Source organism: Agrobacterium sp. lyk4-40-TYG-31, from assembly GCF_030209855.1.
Classification (GTDB): Bacteria; Pseudomonadota; Alphaproteobacteria; order Rhizobiales; family Rhizobiaceae; genus Agrobacterium; species Agrobacterium vaccinii.
This window is the reverse complement of sequence record NZ_JARVRE010000003.1, coordinates 395,753-410,707: the sequence shown is the minus strand read 5'-3', so window position 1 is coordinate 410,707 and position 14,955 is coordinate 395,753. Positions and strand designations below refer to the sequence as shown.

Sequence of the window (14,955 nt, the reverse complement as noted above, 5' to 3'; positions counted from 1 at the left end):
ACAATGGCGCTTATGGGAAATGATGCAATGGAGCGGGCCCTGTTTTGCTTCGGTGTACTACCGGCATTTTACGAGGCATCGGATGCCACCCGCAAGCTCGTCTTCAACACCTTGATCGAGGCCTATAAAGACCTTGAAACCCGCTTCGGCGTCAAGGTTCTGGGCACGCTTGACGACGACAGAACCGTTGTCGGCCCGGCCACCGGCTATCCCTGGACGTGTTATATTCTGGCTGACGTCCCCAACCTCGATGCGGTGACGAATGTCTGCAATATTCTTCGCGAGTTTCGTATAGGCGAGGATCGATTGTGGAAGTATATGAAAGTTGAGGCCCGATTTGGACGAGAACTCTTTTTCGGCCGGACCTGATAATGGCAAGCAGACTGCGAGGCAATGTGGCGGCTTCTCCCAAAAAGATATCGGTAGATCCAAGCGCGGCGGAAGCGCCTGAACAGACACGTCAGAAAATACTGAATGCCGCGCTGCCGATCTTCTATGACAAGGGATATCGCGGCACCAGCCTCAACGCCATCGCGAAAGAGGTAGGCATTTCCGCGCCCGCTCTTTACTGGCACTTCAAGGCCAAGCGTGACATCTGCTTTGCCGCCGTTCATGACGAGCTTCGCCGGTTCTCCTATGCATTGCTGCCAAGCGGACAGGAAAACACGCCGGAGGTACGGCTGGGCCAGTTCGTTCGCACCTATGTTTTTCTGAAGCTGCAACAGAATGAACGCCTCAAAGAGCCTGGTGCGCTAGGGGCCTACCGGCAGCTTTATGATGCCTTGACGAAGAAGCAGCAGGGCCAGCTGGATGCCATCCAGCGTCAAATCTACGAATTGCTCAACAAAATTCTGTCGTCCGGCCTTGAGGCCGGGCTGTTCCGCTTCGGGGACCAGACCGCAACATCCTTCGCGATTATCACCATGTGCGAATACGTGTTTTCCTGGGCTCATCCACAGGGACGGTTGAGCGCGTCCGACGTGGCAGACCTGTACAAGAATCTCGTTCTCTCCATGGTCGGTTACGACCCAAAGTAAAAATCGACATTAAGAATCGTCAAATTCCATATTGACGGTTTTTCCTTAATGAACGATAAGTAAGGAAATCGCCGGCAAAGATCGGCAGGGAACTCAAAGACCAGCGCACTCCTCGCAAAGAGGCATCCATCATGGATAGGCGTTGATGAAAAAGGGAGACTTTACCTGATGTCGCAATCGGCAATCGGTCATGATCTGCGTTTCGGTGTCGATACCGGAGGCACCTTCACGGACCTGGTAATAGAGGGCCTGCCCGAAGGTCTTCGGTTCTTCAAGCAACCCACAACACCTGATGATCCCATCCGCGGACTTCTCGATGTCGTCGGCTTCGCAGCGACACAGTTGAAGACGGATGCTCAAAGTCTGCTCGCTCGCTGCGGCAGTTTCGTTCACGGAACGACCCGTGCAACGAATGCGATTGTTGAGGGTGCGACGGCAAAGACCGCCTTCATTACCACCAGGGGTCACCGCGATATTCTGTTGATCCGTGAAGGTGGCGGCAGAGCAGCGCCTCTGGATTACACCTTTTCCTACCCGGACCCCTATATTCCAAGAGCTTTGTCCCACGAGGTGCCGGAGCGCGTTCGCGCCGATGGTCAGGTTTCCGAGCCTTTGGACGAAGCTGCGGTCATCGAGGTCATCAAGACGCTGGCCACTCAGGACATCGAGGCTGTTGCAGTCTGCCTGCTGTGGTCCATCGTCAATCCCGCCCATGAACAACGCATTGGCGCTTTGCTGGAAGAACACCTTCCGGGCGTGCCCTATACGCTGTCGCATCAGCTCAACCCGACAATCCGCGAATATCGCCGCGCCTCATCGGCGGCTATCGATGCCTCGCTAAAGCCGTTGATGAGCCGCTACATCCAGAATCTGGATGGCCGCCTTCGTGAAGCCGGATTTTCCGGTCGTTTGTTGATCCTGACATCCGCCGGCGGCGTTCTAGATGCGTCCGACGTGTGGGATACGCCGATCCACACGATTGGTTCAGGACCAGCCGCCGCACCCGTCGCGGGCCGTCACTATGCACAAATTGATGCCGGTAGTGGCAATGCCATCGTGACCGATGCGGGTGGCACGACCTATGACGTCGGCCTCATCAAGAACGGTGTCATTCCCTGGACGCGTGAAACGATGGTGGATCGCGCTGGACAATTGCACATGACCGGCTTTCCTTCCGTCGATGTTCGCAGCATCGGCGCCGGTGGCGGTTCCATCGGCTGGGTGGACAGAGGCGGGCTGTTGCATGTCGGTCCGCAAAGTGCGGGCTCATCTCCTGGCCCGGTCTGCTGGGGTCGCGGCGGCACACGCCCCACGGTCACGGATGCCTGCGTCGTGCTGGGTTATGTCGATCCCGACTACTTCCTCGGTGGCGCCATGAAGATCCATGCGCAGCCTGCGGCAGATGCCATCGCCAAGGATGTCGGCGGGCCACTTGGTCTGGGGCTGGATGAGGCAGCGGACGCCATTTTCCGTCTCGCTTGCGAACGCATGGTCACGGCCATCGAAGATTTGACGCTCAATCAGGGCATCGATCCGCAACAGGCGGTGATGATCGGCGGTGGCGGCGGGGCTGGATTGTATTCTGCTCTCATCGCACAGCGTCTGGGCATCGACCGGGTCATCATCCCTGAAGTTTCCGCGGCGCTGAGTGCGGCTGGTGCTCTTTTGTCCGACCTGACACAGGATTTCTCGACCACCGCACTGGCCACCACACGCAACTTCAATTTCGAACTGGCCGCGCAGACCATCGAACAACTGACGAAGAAGTGCGAGGCATTCGTCGCCGGTGCGGGTGCCGGTACCGTCGGCCATGAAATCACCTATTCCGTCGAAGCACGCTATCCCAACCAGGCATGGGAAATCGACGTTCCCCTGCGATCTGCCAGGTTCACGAGTGCGGAAGATGTTGCGGCCTTCCGTGAGGATTTCCACAAGGCACATGAAGCTCTGTTTGCGGTGTCCGATCCTGCTTCCGAAGTCGAAATCATCGCCTGGCACGCGCAAATCCGTTGCATGCTGCCACGTCGGCCATTCCAGAGCGGGCCGCCCAGCGATGCACCCCGACAGGAACGGCAGCGTTCTGCCTATTTCACCGGCCATGGCCGCGTTTCGGCACGGGTGCGCAGCTACGAGTCGCTTGCCATAGGCGAAACGGTCACTGGTCCCGTCATCGTTGAATCCCTGGTGACGACGGTTGTCGTTCCACCGGATGCGTCGATCACACGGCTTGAGTCAGGGTCGCTGGTGCTTGACCTGCTTCGCCAAAACCGCGTCAAAGCGAATTGAAGGGACTGATGACATGACAGCTATCGAGAACCCCTCCCGTTTCGACGGACTGCGACTGGCACTGATCAACAACCGCATGGAAGCGGTCGTCAATGCCATGACGAACACCTTGCAGCGCACCGCGCGCTCCGCGATCATGAACATGGCGCGTGACTTTTCCTGCGGCATTCTGACTGCGGATGACGATCTGCTGACCGTTGCCGAAAGCCTGCCCTGCCACACCTTCCGAGGCCCTGACCTTCAGGCGCGCTACATGAAGGAATGGCATCCCGATATGGCCAAGGGCGATGCCTTCCTCGCCAATTCGCCCTATCATGGCAACTCGCATGCCGCCGACTGGTGCGTGCTGATGCCCGTCATCGACGACGCGGGCGTGCATCACTTCACGGTTTTCGCCAAGGCCCATGTCGCAGACTGCGGCAACTCCATCCCGACGACATTCTATGCCACGGCAAAGGATGTCTATCAGGAAGGCGCGCTGATCTTCCCGTGCAGCAAGGTCCAGTCCCGCTACGTTATCAATCAGGATTTTGTGCGCGAGTGCAAAGTCAGACTGCGCGTTCCCGACATGTGGCACGGCGATTTCCTCGCCATCCTCGGAGCGGCACGCATTGGCGAACGGCGTTTGCTGGAACTGGTCGGCGAAATGGGCAGTGACACACTGCGCTCGTTCTCATCCGCATGGTTCGATTACAGCGAACAGCAGATGGCGGAAGCCATCAGTGACTTGCCTGCCGGTTCCGTTCGTGTTTCGCTGATGCACGATCCCGTGCCCGGTGCGCCTGATGGCCTGCCCGTCAATGCCGATATCGAAGTTGACCCGGCGCAGGGACGCATCATTGTAGACCTGACGGACAATCTCGATTGCCAGCCGATTGGTCTCAACCTGACGGAATCGACTGCGACCAGCAACACGATGGCCGGTATCTTCTCCAGTCTGGCGCGGCCGGTGCCGCCAAATGCCGGCAGTTTCCGCAGGCTTGATATCCGGCTGCGGGAAAATTGCATGGTCGGCATTCCCCGCCATCCCTTCAGTTGCTCGACGGCAACGACCAACCTTGCAGAGACCGTTGGCAAAGCAGTTGCCATGGGGCTGGCAGAGTTGGGTGACGGCTTTGGTATGGCCGAAATCGGGAAATGCCTGCCGCCTGCCATGGCCGTTATCTCTGGCGTCGATCCTCGCGAAGGTCGCGGGCCCTTCGTCAACTTCCTCTCCCTGCTCGTGACCAATGGCGCAGGTGCGCCGAAGGCCGATGGCTGGTTGACGGTCATCGGTGTGGGTGTTGCGGGTTTGCAGATGCACGACAGCGTCGAAGTTGACGAGATGAAATATCCCATCGAGATCAAGGCCCAGCAGATCATTACCGATAGCGAGGGGGCAGGTCGTTTCCGCGGTGCGCCGGGCGCCTATGTGGAATACGGCCCGGTCGATACCAAGCTGGAGATCATCTACACCAGCGATGGTACGCACAATGCCCCGCGCGGTGTTCGAGGTGGGCATGATGGCGCCTGCGCCCAACAGTATAAACGGTTGCGTGACGGCTCTCTTGAAGAGCTTCCAAACTTCACCCAACTCGTTCTGGAACCTGGTGAGACCGTCGTTTCCATGTGTACCGGCGGTGGCGGATATGGTCGCCCCGATGCGCGCGACCCGGCGCTGGTTCTGAAAGATGTGCGCGAAGGCTGGATTTCCGAACAGCGTGCAAAAGACGTCTATCGCGTCGCCTTCACACAGGGCGGAGCCTTGGACGAAGGTGCCACGGCGTAGTTGAGAGCGGCAGCGCAATAGCGCGACGGCAGACGGAGATGGGCGGGGCTGACGGAAGCTCGGCTTTGCCCATCCCAGAAATTCTTGGTCGGCGTTTTTGCCGAACAAGCCATACGGATAGCCTTGAGAGCGAATGCTCTCATCATCGAACGATGAACAGCTCAGTTGAGGTAGTTATGGCCGTACTTCCTTCCCATTCCACATCTGCGGTGAAGCAACCGGATACTGCCCCAGCGCCTGGCACTTTGATGGTTGCTCGCAGGTTTCTCGCGCGCTACGGCGTCATCGTCGCGATGATCCTGACCTTCATCGTGTTTGCGAGCCTTCGCCCCAGTTCCTTCCTCACGCTATTCATGATGAAGTCCATTCTGCGTGATTGCGCGCCTTTGCTCATCGTGTCCTTGGGTATCACTTTCGTTCTGGCGATGAACGACTACGATCTATCGGTCGGTGGCCTTGTGGCCCTTTGTGCCACAACCGCCGTCGTGTTCGTATCGACCAGTTATATGGGATTGGGCACCTTGCCCGGCGTTTTGCTGGCCCTCCTGGTGGGACTGGGGCTGGGCAGCATCACCGGTGCGCTGATTGCCTATGCCGCGCTGCCGTCCTTTATTCTGACGATTGCGATGGGTACGGTCTTTACCGGATTGGGCCTGCATCTCACGGGCTCTGCGAGCATCTTCGAGGGCATTCCTGAATCCTATAGCGCAATAGCCGGGGATGTCAGCTTTGGGCTGTCCAACCAGATATACATCGCCCTTGCCGTGCTGTTCGTCGCCCATGTCTTCCTGCGACATACAGAACCGGGCCGTTACATGTACGCCATCGGCGGCAATGCAGAGGCCGCACGATTGTCAGGCGTGCCAGTCCGGTTTCTGAAAGCTCTGGGTTACGGCATCGTCGGTCTTCTCGCAGCGCTGACGGGTGTACTCCTCACATCGCAAGCAGGTGCCGCCAATCCGAATACCGGCCTCGGACTTTTGCTACCAGCCTATGCCGCCGCCTTCCTGGGATCATCCATGCTTCGTCCCGGCAGTTTCACGCCGGTGGGCACGGCGCTTGGCGCGCTGTTTCTGCAAGTCATCGGCAGCGGACTGACCGTTCTCAACCTCAGCGGCCCGCTGGTGCAGATCATTCAGGGCGGAATTCTCGCCATCGCGATCCTGCTCGCCCGGCTTAGCCGAAAGGGAGAGTGACCATGAACGCGCCACTGGTCTCCACCCGCAATCTGCAACGCCGTTACCCCGGCGTCCGTGCCCTAGACAATGTCAGCATCGACATCGGTCGCGGTGAAGTGATCGGTCTGGTTGGAAAGAACGGCGCGGGCAAGTCGACCCTCATTCGCATTCTCGCTGGTATCGAGAAGCCCGATGCAGGCCAGTTGCTGATCAATGGCGAGTTGATGCCGCCAAGCTACGGGACATCGATGGCGCATCGCTGCGGTCTCGCTTTCATGCATCAGGAACTCGCCAATGCGCCGGAAATGACGGTGGCTGAAAATGTCGCCTTCGGGACGCCGTTTCCAAAACGCTTCGGCGTGCTGATCGACTGGACAGAACTTGCAAGACGGGTCAGCACCGTTCTCGCGCGGCTGGACCCTGCCATTCTCCCGCACCACCGCGTCGGCGATCTGACGATGGTGCAGCAGCGCATGGTGATGATCGGGCGCGCGCTCTATCAGGATGCCCGCCTGCTGGTGCTGGATGAGCCCAGCACATCGCTGACCGAAACCGAAATTGCCCAACTGCACCGCATCGTTCGCCAGATGAGAGAAGAAGGCCGCACGGTCATCTACGTGTCGCACAGGCTGCGGGAGATCGTCGATATCACCGATCGGGTCATCGTCATGCAGGATGGGCGGGTGACGCTGGAAACATCGACCGCCGACACCGACGAAAAATCCATCGTTGCGGCCATTGCGGGCAGAACGGCAAAGGATGCTCCCGCAAACCCGTCTGCACGCAGACAGAGAAATTCCGCGCTCCATGGTGAGACCATCATGACGGTGAAAGGTTTGTCGCGCAGTTCCGTCGTCCAAGACATCTCGTTCGAACTGAGGGCCGGAGAGATACTGGGGATCGCGGGACTGGTCGGCTCTGGCAGGACTGAACTCGTCAGGTTGATCGCTGGTGCCGACCGAGCGACATCCGGCTCTATAGAGCTGATGGGCAAGGCAATGCGATTGGGTTCGCCACGCGATGCGGTGAAGGCCGGCGTGGTGCTGCTGCCGGAGGATCGCCGACATCAAGGCCTGGTTCTCAGCATGTCTGTTCGCGAGAACATGACCATCGCGTCCCTGAAGCATCACCGTGCCAGCGGCTCGCCGTTCATCAGCCGCAAACGTGAGCGCGAGACGGCCAACGGGCTGATCGACAAGCTTTCCGTCAAAACACCCGGCCCCGAACAAACCGTCCGTCTTCTCTCCGGCGGCAACCAGCAGAAAGTGGTTCTGGCCAAGTGGATGACGCAGGACAATCGCGTTTTCATTTTCGATGAGCCGACCCAGGGCGTCGATGTGCATGGCAAACAGGAAATGTTCGACCTTATCCGCTCGGTCGTCACGGGCAACCGTTCGGCCATCGTCATCTCGTCGGATTTCAGCGAACTCGTCTCGCTCAGCGATCGTGTGGTCGTGCTGAGAGAGGGCCGCCTCGTGGGTGAACTCGGCGGCGAGGATGTCAGCGAACAGACCATTGTCGAACTGGTCTATGCCAGCGACGAGACGGCGCATGAACTTGAAAAGACGATGTGAAGACTGCCTCAGGGCGTCATGCAAGTGAACCGGCCAGCATCACAAAGGACCGGTCGAAGAATAAACCAGATGTCCGGCGGAATGCCGCAGGGAGAAGACATATGAATGATTTCACGGCCGTTATTACCGGAGGCAGCAAGGGCATAGGTGCCGAATTGGCCAGACGCATGCTGGCGGAAGGCTATAAAGTCATCTCCATCTCACGCCACGCCCCGGATTTTCACCACGCAAATCTGACCTCCGTCGAGGCCGATCTTTTCGATGAGAAGGCGGTCAAAGATGTGTCGACGAAAATCGCGGCCTCCCATCAGGTCACGCATCTCATCCACAATGCAGGCGTCATCTGGCCAAACCTTATCGAAGAGGCCCGTGCCGAAGATATCACCGGGCTGGCCCAACTTCATCTGGGTTCGGCGCTGACATTGGCTCAGGCATTCCTGCCGACAATGAAGGAACGCCGTTTTGGGCGCATCATGTTCAACGCCTCCAGAGCTGCCTTGGGCGCCCCGACACGCACGGCCTATAGCGCCACCAAAGCAGGCATGATCGGCATGGCGCGCACCTGGGCACTGGAACTGGCCAAACACCAGATCACCGTCAACATCGTTGCACCGGGACCGATTCAGACCGATAACTTCTGGGATATCGTGCCAAAAGGAAGCGAGAGAGAGGCTGAGCTTGCCACCCGCATTCCGGTCGGAAGACTGGGAACGGTGGATGATGTCGCGAACGCCTTCATGTTCTTCGCGGATCAGAAGAGCAGCTTCGTCACCGGCCAGACATTGTTCGTCTGCGGCGGTGCAAGTGTCGGTGCCATGTCGATCTGACGAATGGCGCCTGGTCAAAAGCGGCCGGACGAGCGGAGTGTTGAAATGACAGATGTCGCATGTGTCGTAAACGGCCAACCGGTTGAGCGAATTGTTGATGACAACAGGCTGCTGGTGGATTTCATCCGTGAAGACCTCTGTCTGACCGGCACGCATGTTGGTTGCGACACCGGTCAGTGCGGCGCTTGCGTGGTGAAGGTGGATGGACGAACGGTCAAATCCTGTTTCATGCTCGCAGCACAGGTCAATGGCTCTGAGATAACGACGATTGAGGGCGTGGCTGTTGGCGATCAGTTGCACCCCATGCAGCAAGCCTTTCATCACCACCACGCCCTGCAATGTGGCTTCTGCACGCCTGGCCTCATCATGACTGCTATAGATATCGTCGAGAAAGCAAATGGGGCGCTGGATGAGGCACGCGTGCGCCAAGAACTCAGCGGCAATATCTGTCGCTGTACGGGATATCATAACATCGTCGCTGCCATCCTCGATGTCGCGCAGCAAGGCGGAGAGTTTACGCAATCTGCAAACGAGATCGGATAGCGCGATGCGTCCATTCCAGTTTCACAAAATCACGTCCCATGCCGCCAAATCACGCGTCTTGAACGATGCGGTTGCGCCGACATTCATGGCCGGGGGTCTTACTTTGGTGCCCCGCATGCGAGCGCGAGAAGAAGCGCCAACAGATGTGCTGGATGTGACTGACATGCCCGGCATGCGCGACATCGAGATAACAGAAATGAGGTTTCGGCTCGGTGCTGCCGTGACGCACACCGATGTTGTGGAAAGTGTCGATCTGTCGAAGGTGTGCCCTGCGATGATCACCCTGGCCGCCACCATCGGTGATCGCCACATCCAAAATCGCGGCACCATCGGCGGTTCGATCGCCAGAAACGATCCGGCATCGGACTATCCCGCCGCCCTGATCGCCTTGAATGCAATTGTGGAGACGGATGCCCGGTCGATTGCAGCGGCCGACTTCTTCGAAGGGCCGTTCAAGACGGCGCTTGAGGATGGAGAACTGATCACCGCCGTGTCCTTCGATATTCCGACCGCATCTGCCTATGTCAAATTTCCTTACCCGGCGAATGGATATGCAATGGTCGGCATCTTCCTTGCTCGGCATCAGCACTCCGTGGCGGTGGCCGTCAATGGAGCCGGTCGCCACGGCGTCTTCCGCCTCAACCAACTCGAACAGAGATTGAACGAAAACTTCACGCTGGATGTCGTTTCCGATCTAGACCTCTCCAGCTTCGATATTCTGGAAGATCGTCATGGGCCAAGAGCCTATCGTGAAAACTTGATCAGGGTCATGGCGCAGCGCGCGATTGCTCAGTGCGCTACAGACCTCTGAAAGCTCGCTGCTAATCATTGTCCGCCACAAGCGCCAGCACTCTGAGCGGGCTGCCCGAACCGTGTTTGATTTTCAGCGGAGCGGCGATCACGATAGCGCCCTTTGCAGGAAGCACATCGAGATTGGCAAGGCATTGCAGACCGTAGCGGCCAGCACCATGCAGAAAATGATGTGCTGGATAGGGCGGACTGAAATGTCCAGCCTGACCGGCATCCGTGCCAATTGTTTCGGTCCCAAAGCCGATGATATCACGCTTCTCGACCAGCCAGCGCATGACATCCGCATCGGGTCCGGGAGTGTGCGCGCCATCCTCCCGAAGATTGGCATAGGCGCGTCCAGTTTTCCTGGACCAATCCGTGCGCATGAAAACCCATGTGCGCGGTGCGATCTGCCCGTGCTCGGCTTCCCACACCAGAACATCATCGATGCTCAGCTGGAAATCCGCATCATCGGCAGATTGTTTCGAGCAATCGATGACATTGACCGGTGCCATCATGTCGGATGTCGGCAGCGTATCCACCGTGTTGAGCGGTAGATCCTTGCCCGTGTACCAGTGAATCGGCGCGTCGAAATGCGTGCCCGTATGCTCTCCGAACGACAGATTGTTCCAGTACCAGGCCGGGCCATCGCCGTCATAGCGAGAGATTTGTTCCATGCGGAAAGGCGCTGACTGGCCAAGCTCAGGCGGCATGACGATTGTCGGAAAATCAGGCGATAGCGTGTGGGTCAGATCAACGAGCCTGACGCTGCCATCGGCAATTTGCATCGCAAGCGATGACAAGGTCTCGGCAGATGATGGGATAGTCGAAGTCATTGGCCAATCTCCCGTTCCAGTGCTTTTGGATTGGCGGCCAGACGCTCGCGAATATCCTTGGCGACATCGCCGACATAAATTTCTTCCAGGCCACGTTGCAGCCCATCGACAATCGCATCGGCGAGCTGGGAAGGCGCGACTTTTGGCGGCGGCATGGTTTGATACCACTCGGTATCGATTGGACCAGCAAAAGCATTGAGAAGACGAACGCCGCCAGGCCTCAGCTCCGCACGAAGCCAGTGCGACAAGGACAGGCACGCCGCATGCGCCACGGAGAGCGCGCCATAGGCTGGCGCATTCGCGAGCGCATAGGCCGAGAGCACATTGACCCAAGCGCTGGCGGAGTGGGTGCCGTCGGCCCCTCTGCTCACCATGACCGGACCGAAGGCCTGTGCAAGTCGCATCGATCCCAGCAGCATCGTATCCACGGCATCGGAAAGCTTGCCCGCACTGCTGCGGTCAAACAGAGGAGACTGCCGCGTATGATCGAGCGTATTGATGAGGATATCCACCTTGGCGCCGATATCGGATGCCAGATCGAACATCGACAGCTCATCGGTCGCATCGAGCGCGACGCATTCCACCACCTCTATCTCGTTGAAATATGCTTCGCTTGGCAGCGGCTTCCACGGATCAGCGATGCCGACGAAAATCTTGGCCACACCCGCCTTCACGAGGCTTTTGACGAGCGCCTGCCCGACAGGACTGCGACCATCCGTGATGAGGACACGGCGATGTCTTGGGTCGGCTGTCATTTCTCGCAACTGTGGATCATCGCGCATATCGGGTGTCTCCTGAGCGGGCAGTGCAAACATGACGGCTTGGCCGCTCTTATCCAGTTGGAGCGATAATCGCACGGCCTGCCCTTCGACGCAGCCGCCATGGATGTGGGCGATGATCTGCGGCCCGCAGTCGGATTTCACGATGCCCTGCCGCCACGGCAAATGTTCGCGAAAGTAGCTGTCGCTGGAAACACGAATGATCGTTTCGCAGATCATAGTGCCACCCGTTGGCGCATCCACAAAGGGCAGGAGATGCGACAGGCAATGCGGGCAGGCATCTCTGGGTGGATAGGTATATTTGCTGCATTCTTCGCAACGCTGAAGGACGAACCGCCCCTCGGCAGCGGCTATCGTTAGACCATGAGCGGTGCGGCTGCGGGCCGATGGCGGCGACAGCGGCTGGCGGGTTTTCGCAAGCGGGTTCTTGCGTTTGGGTGGGGATATCGGCGTGGTCATGGGCGTTCTCCCGCCAGAACAACCGCACCGGAGGAAAGGCCTCGGTCATAATTGATCATGCCGAACCCGGATGCGAGGCCGATGCCAGCATCTTTCACCTGCGTTGGCCCGGCGATACCCATCACCTGTCGCATACACTCGACGATCCCAAGATGACCACCTGCGGCTCCGGCCTGCCCGACCGACAATTGCCCTCCCGATGTGTTGTGCGGGAAACTGCCCTCGATCGTGAAGCTGTGGCTACGGACAAAGTCGGGCCCTTCACCTTTCTTGCAAAAACCGAGGTCTTCGAATTGCATCATCGAGATGACCGGATAGTCGTCATAGGTCTGGACCAAATCGATTGCTTCGGGAGAAATACCAGCCATGGAATAGAGCTCATCGATATCGCGCACCCAGCCGCCACGATCCTGTATGTCGTCTTCTGCAAAGGCATGATGACGCTCGATCGTCGAGAGCACTCTGGCAAAGGGAAGTCCGAGTGACTTCGCCGTTTCCTCACGCATCACCAGAAAGGCTTCGGCACCGGCGCAGGGCATGACGCAATCGAAGAGGTGGATGGGATCGGCAATTGCGCGACCGGCCATATATTGGTCCAGCGTCAATGGCCTCTTCATCAGAGCATGCGGATTGCGCAACGCATTGTCGCGTTGTGCTACGCACAGCTTGCCGAAGTCCTCGCGCGTTGCGCCGTATCGTGCCATGTAATTTCTGGCGATCAAGGCAAAGCTGGCATTGGCCCCACCGGCCCCGTAGGGATAAACGGCGTCCTGTGCAAAGCGGGAAAAGTTCGACAGGGTCTTTCTGAAGGTATCGACCTGATTGGTGTCGCCAGCCACACAAGCAACGATATCCGCATCACCCGCCTGGACTGCGCGTGCAGCACGGCGAAGCGAAATGATGCCGGAGACGCCGCCCATCGGCACGTGATCGAGCCAACGTGGCGAAAGGCCGAAATGCTGTGTCAGGCCGATGGCCGTGTCTGGTGCGGTGGAAAAGCTCGCTACCGCGAAGCCATCGAATTCGCGGTGGCTGATGCCAGAACCAATAGACAACGCCCGCAGCGCCCGACCTATCCACCAGTGCGCGCTTTCGATGGAAAAACGCTCATACGGCACAGTCACGGGCATGGCCAGAACGACGCCGTCATAGGACTTGCGTTTTACCGCTCCCGCCATCAACCATACCTCGATTGCGTGCGAATACCAGCCTTGAACTGTCTCAGATCGATCGCCTTGCCCTGCGAGACGAAATCTGCCGCCATGGTCTTGATCTCACCACGCTGAAGCTTCTGCGTCGAGCTGAGAGGAAGGGCATCGATAAACGCCGCATAGCCCGGCAGCTTGTGATAGGCGAGGCGCTCGGCAGCATCGCGAACGATATCTTCGGCAAGTGCGTCTGGAGTATCTCCAGCGACGCCATCTGCCTTTACGAAAAAGGCAAAGACTTCCTCACCACGCAGGTCGTCCGGAACCGGCGTTACGGCCACAGCCTTGATGGCGCCGTGGCTGGAAAGTGCCGCTTCCACCTCCAGCACGGCGATGTTCTCCCCACTGCGGCGCACGATGCTTTTCTTGCGGTCGAAGAAATAGAGCAGACCGTTCTCGTCCTCATAGACCAGATCGCCTGTGTGAAACCAGCCGCCGACCCATGCGTCTTCTGTCGCCGCTTCATCCTTCAGATAACCGCTGAAGAAACCATTGCGTGGGTCAGGGCCCTGCGCCCGCACAATCAACTCACCGGGCTTGCCAAGCTCCACAGCCGTGTTCGTATCGTCAACGATGCGATATTCCATTCCAGCACGCGGGCGACCAACACACCGTTTGCCCGGCTCGTACTTATCACGCGCTGTCGTGGTGGCAGCACGACCGCCGGTTTCCGTCATCGCCCACGCTTCGACAATGGGAATACCGAAGCGTTCTTCGAAATCGATCTTGTGTTGCGCGTCCACACCCGGTCCAAGCGAAAATTTGACGTTATGCTTGCGGTCATATTGGCTCTCCGGCAAACGCAGCAGGATCGCGGGTATGACGCCCAGACAGTGAACGATCGTCGCACCTGAATCGCTGACGGATTGCCACCAACGACTGGCATGAAAACGATCCAGCGGCACGATGGCTCCGCCCTTCACGATCATGCCAAGCGCCGTGCAGCCAAGCGCATTCATATGGAACATCGGTAATGGCGTGAGCGCCACTTCACAGCCCTCGTCGATCTCGGCCACACCGCCCTGGGTCACGTACCACTCGGCAAGTGTCATGAAATAGGTATTGGAGAGCATGCAACCTTTGGGCTTGCCCGTACTGCCAGAGGTGAACAGCAAAGCGCATTCATCCTCTGGAAGACCTGATGTACGGGTGGCAGACACGCGCGCTTTTGGCACGTCCTCAGTCAAATCCACGATGCGGACATCGGGTACGGAAAACCCCTGCAATGCCGAGGCGCTCTTTGCATAGGTAACGATCAAATCCGCGTCAGCGATGCTGAGTTGATATTCAAGCTCGGCAGGGCGCAAATCGGGATTGATCGGGACGATGGAGATCCCCAGACCGTTGAGTGCCAACCAGTAACTGAAGAACTCCGGCCGGTTCTCCAACAACAAAGCGACACGGTGACCCGCACCATAACCTGCTGCTTCAAACTGCGCCTTTATTGTGTGAACCTCGCCCAGAACGTCGCCATAGGTTTTGCGAAAACCATCGGGAGCATAGCTCAGGCCTGCACTCGCCGGTGCAATGAGAAGCGGAGCGCCGGATCTCGCGGTTGCTCTGGCTTCGAAAACGGAGAATGGGGAGTGCATTTAAAATCCCTTCGATGGTCGCGGTCTCAACACTGACAGCATCATCATGCTGTCGCACCAGCTAACAACGGCGCGAAGC

At 58.3% G+C, this 14,955-nt stretch carries 13 protein-coding genes; 9 read left to right on the top strand and 4 right to left on the bottom strand.

From position 1 onward, the window contains the following. Positions 1–3: 3 nt before the first annotated feature. The 9 genes from QRN55_RS05060 (at position 4) to QRN55_RS05020 (ending at position 10,024) form a co-directional block, all read left to right on the top strand. Positions 4–369, top strand: a complete 366-nt coding sequence (locus tag QRN55_RS05060) for a hypothetical protein (protein ID WP_202032945.1) — start codon at positions 4–6, stop codon at positions 367–369. Positions 370–371: 2 nt separating this feature from the next. Then, positions 372–1,037, top strand: coding sequence for a TetR/AcrR family transcriptional regulator (locus QRN55_RS05055; protein ID WP_111838659.1), 666 nt, complete (start codon positions 372–374; stop codon positions 1,035–1,037). A 168-nt stretch (positions 1,038–1,205) separates the two neighbouring features. Continuing rightward, a complete protein-coding gene (locus QRN55_RS05050; protein ID WP_284775361.1) occupies positions 1,206–3,323 on the top strand; it encodes a hydantoinase/oxoprolinase family protein in 2,118 nt (705 codons plus the stop codon). 13 nt (positions 3,324–3,336) lie between these two features. Continuing rightward, positions 3,337–5,091, top strand: coding sequence for a hydantoinase B/oxoprolinase family protein (locus tag QRN55_RS05045; RefSeq protein WP_284775360.1), 1,755 nt, complete (start codon positions 3,337–3,339; stop codon positions 5,089–5,091). Between the two features lie 176 nt (positions 5,092–5,267). Continuing rightward, complete coding sequence (locus QRN55_RS05040) at positions 5,268–6,287, top strand: ABC transporter permease (protein WP_284775358.1); 1,020 nt, start codon at positions 5,268–5,270, stop codon at positions 6,285–6,287. A gap of 2 nt (positions 6,288–6,289) precedes the next feature. Further along, the gene (locus tag QRN55_RS05035; RefSeq protein WP_284775356.1) at positions 6,290–7,843 is read left to right on the top strand and encodes a sugar ABC transporter ATP-binding protein; all 1,554 of its coding nucleotides are present in this window, start codon (positions 6,290–6,292) and stop codon (positions 7,841–7,843) included. Positions 7,844–7,944: 101 nt separating this feature from the next. Then, positions 7,945–8,670, top strand: coding sequence for an SDR family NAD(P)-dependent oxidoreductase (locus tag QRN55_RS05030; RefSeq protein ID WP_284775355.1), 726 nt, complete (start codon positions 7,945–7,947; stop codon positions 8,668–8,670). A 45-nt stretch (positions 8,671–8,715) separates the two neighbouring features. Further along, entirely contained in the window at positions 8,716–9,213 is a 498-nt protein-coding gene (locus QRN55_RS05025) for a (2Fe-2S)-binding protein (protein WP_284775353.1), read from the top strand. After that, positions 9,161–10,024, top strand: a complete 864-nt coding sequence (locus QRN55_RS05020) for an FAD binding domain-containing protein (protein ID WP_350225179.1) — start codon at positions 9,161–9,163, stop codon at positions 10,022–10,024. Before QRN55_RS05025 ends, QRN55_RS05020 begins: the two co-directional genes overlap by 53 nt. 10 nt (positions 10,025–10,034) lie before the next feature. On the opposite strand, the gene QRN55_RS05015 is transcribed toward QRN55_RS05020, so the two are convergent. The 4 genes from QRN55_RS05015 to QRN55_RS05000 are packed head-to-tail and all read right to left on the bottom strand — an operon-like array spanning position 10,035 to position 14,876. Continuing rightward, a complete protein-coding gene (locus QRN55_RS05015; RefSeq protein ID WP_284775349.1) occupies positions 10,035–10,838 on the bottom strand; it encodes a cyclase family protein in 804 nt (267 codons plus the stop codon). Then, positions 10,835–12,076 carry an SDR family NAD(P)-dependent oxidoreductase gene (locus QRN55_RS05010; RefSeq protein WP_284775347.1) on the bottom strand — a complete coding sequence of 414 codons (1,242 nt, stop codon included), beginning with the start codon at positions 12,074–12,076 and terminating at the stop codon, positions 10,835–10,837. Before QRN55_RS05010 ends, QRN55_RS05015 begins: the two co-directional genes overlap by 4 nt. Further along, positions 12,073–13,254 carry a thiolase family protein gene (locus tag QRN55_RS05005; protein ID WP_284775346.1) on the bottom strand — a complete coding sequence of 394 codons (1,182 nt, stop codon included), beginning with the start codon at positions 13,252–13,254 and terminating at the stop codon, positions 12,073–12,075. The genes QRN55_RS05010 and QRN55_RS05005 overlap by 4 nt, the downstream gene beginning before the upstream one ends. Then, a complete protein-coding gene (locus QRN55_RS05000) occupies positions 13,254–14,876 on the bottom strand; it encodes an AMP-binding protein (protein WP_284775344.1) in 1,623 nt (540 codons plus the stop codon). The genes QRN55_RS05005 and QRN55_RS05000 overlap by 1 nt, the downstream gene beginning before the upstream one ends. Positions 14,877–14,955: the final 79 nt, after the last annotated feature.

What these genes read in the sequence shown, in the direction of transcription:
- QRN55_RS05030 (WP_284775355.1), top strand. Translation starts at nt 7,945, where the DNA reads ATGAATGATTTCACGGCCGTTATTACCGGAGGCAGCAAGGGCATAGGT.
- QRN55_RS05045 (WP_284775360.1), top strand. Translation starts at nt 3,337, where the DNA reads ATGACAGCTATCGAGAACCCCTCCCGTTTCGACGGACTGCGACTGGCA.
- QRN55_RS05055 (WP_111838659.1), top strand. Translation starts at nt 372, where the DNA reads ATGGCAAGCAGACTGCGAGGCAATGTGGCGGCTTCTCCCAAAAAGATA.
- QRN55_RS05000 (WP_284775344.1), bottom strand. Translation starts at nt 14,876, where the DNA reads ATGCACTCCCCATTCTCCGTTTTCGAAGCCAGAGCAACCGCGAGATCC.
- QRN55_RS05005 (WP_284775346.1), bottom strand. Translation starts at nt 13,254, where the DNA reads ATGGCGGGAGCGGTAAAACGCAAGTCCTATGACGGCGTCGTTCTGGCC.
- QRN55_RS05010 (WP_284775347.1), bottom strand. Translation starts at nt 12,076, where the DNA reads ATGACCACGCCGATATCCCCACCCAAACGCAAGAACCCGCTTGCGAAA.
- QRN55_RS05035 (WP_284775356.1), top strand. Translation starts at nt 6,290, where the DNA reads ATGAACGCGCCACTGGTCTCCACCCGCAATCTGCAACGCCGTTACCCC.
- QRN55_RS05050 (WP_284775361.1), top strand. Translation starts at nt 1,206, where the DNA reads ATGTCGCAATCGGCAATCGGTCATGATCTGCGTTTCGGTGTCGATACC.
- QRN55_RS05020 (WP_350225179.1), top strand. Translation starts at nt 9,161, where the DNA reads ATGTCGCGCAGCAAGGCGGAGAGTTTACGCAATCTGCAAACGAGATCG.
- QRN55_RS05015 (WP_284775349.1), bottom strand. Translation starts at nt 10,838, where the DNA reads ATGACTTCGACTATCCCATCATCTGCCGAGACCTTGTCATCGCTTGCG.
- QRN55_RS05025 (WP_284775353.1), top strand. Translation starts at nt 8,716, where the DNA reads ATGACAGATGTCGCATGTGTCGTAAACGGCCAACCGGTTGAGCGAATT.
- QRN55_RS05060 (WP_202032945.1), top strand. Translation starts at nt 4, where the DNA reads ATGGCGCTTATGGGAAATGATGCAATGGAGCGGGCCCTGTTTTGCTTC.
- QRN55_RS05040 (WP_284775358.1), top strand. Translation starts at nt 5,268, where the DNA reads ATGGCCGTACTTCCTTCCCATTCCACATCTGCGGTGAAGCAACCGGAT.